This window comes from Mammaliicoccus stepanovicii (assembly GCF_002902525.1).
Taxonomy (GTDB): domain Bacteria; phylum Bacillota; class Bacilli; order Staphylococcales; family Staphylococcaceae; genus Mammaliicoccus; species Mammaliicoccus stepanovicii.
Genome location: NZ_PPQZ01000061.1, coordinates 1 through 3,268, shown reverse-complemented (window position 1 = coordinate 3,268; position 3,268 = coordinate 1). Strand labels below are relative to the sequence as shown.

Here is a 3,268-nt window from a genome sequence, read left to right as displayed (position 1 = left end):
ATTAAGGTGGTTCTTCTATGTGTAAAACTATAAACGATTTGCTTTCTGTATATTTAATCAATAATGAAGTAATAAAGTTTTTGAAAAATAAATACGACCTAAGTATTTATCATTTAAAAATATTAAAATATATCAATCTTCACCATGATGAGGAAGCGATAATAGAAGTGAAAAATATTAAGCGTGATTTGGATATACATCATTCAATTGTCACAACAGTTATATCAGATTTGCATAATTTGAATTACTTTATCAAAAAGAGATCTAAAAATGATGAACGAAAAATATTATTAATAGTAGAAACTCGTCACAAAATGAAAATTGCGCAATTCATCCATGATATTAAAATAGCATTGAAAGAAGAGTTTGCCATTCAAGGTTTGCATTTAAACTATGATCATATTCTAGAAGATGTTATAAGAAACAATGTCTCATTAATGAATATAAAGAAAGTAGTTAAACAAAAGTACAAATTTAAATTAGATCAATTTTTACTTTTGATGCTTATTATGACAATTAAGCATGATTTCTGTACTTTTAAGGAAATTAAACGTACTTTAAGTTGGGACATGGCTAAAATAAACAAAGCGGTTAAAGTTTTAGTTAAAATGAACTATGTGAATAAAAATCGCGATAAATTAGATGAAAGAAAAGTATCTTTATCAATCAATGAAAGATACAAAGATGAAATATATATGATGTTAGAAGATGTATCATGCATCATTAAGGCTCATAATGGTGATTCCAATTTAGCTATGTTAAAATAAATTCACTAGATTTGAAATTAATTCAATATATAAATTTGATGAGACCATATAACAATAGCTCAATCAACTAATACTAAATGTATGAGGGTGAATTCATTTAATGTTTAAGTTTTTTAAGAGAAAACAACAAAATAATACAGATTCAACTGACAATAATAATACGATTGAATTAGAAGGTATGACGCTTGTAGATGCATATTATATTAAGGAAGATGAAGTATCAGACTATATTAAAGATAGGGAACGATATAGTGATGTACTAATATATGTATTAAAGCAACACTTTCCAACTGTTGAAAGAATGCTTGAAGGGACAGATGATGGGGAAGCAATAGTCGCATTTCATGGTGATGAACCAATGAGATGTATATATTTGAATCCAGAAACGATAGATTTGTTGCGCGAGCTAGAATTAGAGGTGCCTTTAAAACAAGCAGTAGAAAGAATATGTGACTTAAATTAAAGTACGAAATGATCGAATACAAATAGTATGATGAGTTGATGGATAGGCCTTTATATTAGTTAGAGCTAATATAAGGGTCTTATTTTTTGCTAAAGTGTTGACATTTTTATTTTTAGTATTATAATTATACCTAGTATAATAATTATATCGAGGTGAGAATATGAAATTCGAATTAGGACTATCATCATTTGCTGAACTATCTCCGATAGATGGCGTGGGTGATACATTTACTGCCCAAGAGAGAATTAATCAAATAGTTGAAGAAATAAAGTTAGCTGATAAGGTTGGTTTAGATATTTATGGTTTAGGTGAACATCATAGAGATGATTATGCAGTTTCAGATCCTGTTTCTGTTCTATCAGCTGCAGCAGCACAAACTAGTCATATTAGATTATCATCTGCAGTTACTGTTTTATCGTCTGATGATCCTGTTAGAGTTTATCAACGCTTTGCTACTTTAGATGCACTGAGTAATGGTCGAGCAGAAATTATGGCAGGTAGAGGATCATTTATCGAATCTTTTCCGTTGTTCGGTTATGATTTGAAAGATTACGATTTACTTTATAAAGAAAAATTAGATTTACTTATGAACATTAATGAGAATGAAATAGTAAATTGGGAAGGTACGACTAGAGCAGCTATTCATAATTTAGGCGTGTACCCGAGAGCTGTTCAAGAGAAATTACCAATATGGTTAGCAACCGGTGGTAACCCAGAATCATCGATGCGAGCAGGTCAATTGGGATTACCTATAACTTATGCTATTATAGGTGGTGCGCCAAGTCGTTTTAGACGAAATGTAGCGATGTATAAGGCGGTTGCTGAATCAAATGGATTTGATACGTCAACATTACCGATAGCATCTCACTCGTGGGGATATGTTGCTGACACTGACGAACAAGCTAGACAAGAGTATTATCCATCTAGTTCATATGTGATTAATCAACTTGGTAAAGAGCGTGGCTGGCCAGAATATTCTTTGGAGAAATTTGATCAAGAAATAGTTCATGGAGCCATGTTTGTTGGAAGTCCAGAAACAGTAGCAAATAAAATTATTAAACTACATGAGGATATCGGTATTAATAGATTTATGCTGCATGTACCACTAGGGTCTATGCCACATGATAAAGTGATGAAATCTATTAAATTACTTGGTGAAAAAGTAAAACCAATAGTAGATGCGTATATGAAAAATAAGGAGGAAGTTTAAAGATGTTAAGATATTTATTAAATGTATATTTAGGTAAAGAGTTATTCAAAGCTAGCCAACCAAAAGTGAAAGATGACGATGGAATGGCGCAACAATTTGAAGAAGGTTTCGGACTTTCAAGAAATGCTATGAAAGTAGCAGGAGGACTTGAGCTAATCGGTTCAATCTTCTTATTCTTAAGTGCAGGTAGTAAATCATTATCAAGACTAGGTTCAGTCTTAGTAGGTTCAGTATTATCGGTTGCAGCATTTAAACATTATGAAGCTGGTCATGGTTTCAAAGGTTCAAAACATGCGCTAACATTATTAGGCTTAGCAGCATTAAGCTTTATTGATACATTATGCAAGAAAAAATAATATATTCTTTAGTGAGTTTAGAACACACAAACACTAAATTCCTATAATGATAACTTAATAACAACATTATTTTCTAGGCTACTGATTTCCTGAATGATTTAGGAAGTTAGTAGCCTAGTTTTTGTTGAATTTTACTTTATGAATATAAGTTCAATTGTTTTTTATATTTATAAAGTAAAAATTAGAGAAACTACAATGTAATTGCAATTAAAAACATGAGTAATTATTTTGATTTTTATGCTTTAAAAACGTTGATACAACAATATTTGCTACAATAAATATGTATAAAAATATTGGAATATTAAAATTTTATTGAATGTTTTAAAAACTTATTATAAAATAATATAAAATTCATTGTGTTGGAAAGGAAAAATATGCTATAGAGATGAGAGAGGGCAAAATAAACCAATTCAACAATAGCTATTTTAACTTGGGGAGATGTTAACAATGGAATCAGTAGCAATAAGAAATG

General features: G+C 30.1%; 4 protein-coding genes. All 4 read left to right on the top strand.

Features of this window, described 5'->3' with window-relative positions; genetic code table 11:
- The first annotated feature begins 17 nt into the window (after positions 1-17).
- Positions 18-767: a transcriptional regulator, SarA/Rot family gene (locus tag CD111_RS09090; protein ID WP_095086177.1), complete on the top strand. Its 750-nt coding sequence runs from the start codon at positions 18-20 to the stop codon at positions 765-767.
- A 100-nt stretch (positions 768-867) separates the two neighbouring features.
- Positions 868-1,230, top strand: coding sequence for a hypothetical protein (locus CD111_RS09085; RefSeq protein WP_229726491.1), 363 nt, complete (start codon positions 868-870; stop codon positions 1,228-1,230).
- A 160-nt stretch (positions 1,231-1,390) separates the two neighbouring features.
- Positions 1,391-2,440 (top strand): LLM class flavin-dependent oxidoreductase, encoded by a 1,050-nt coding sequence (locus CD111_RS09080; protein WP_095086180.1) that lies wholly within the window; start codon positions 1,391-1,393, stop codon positions 2,438-2,440.
- Between the two features lie 2 nt (positions 2,441-2,442).
- A complete protein-coding gene (locus CD111_RS09075; RefSeq protein ID WP_095086184.1) occupies positions 2,443-2,796 on the top strand; it encodes a hypothetical protein in 354 nt (117 codons plus the stop codon).
- The last annotated feature ends 472 nt before the right edge of the window (positions 2,797-3,268 follow it).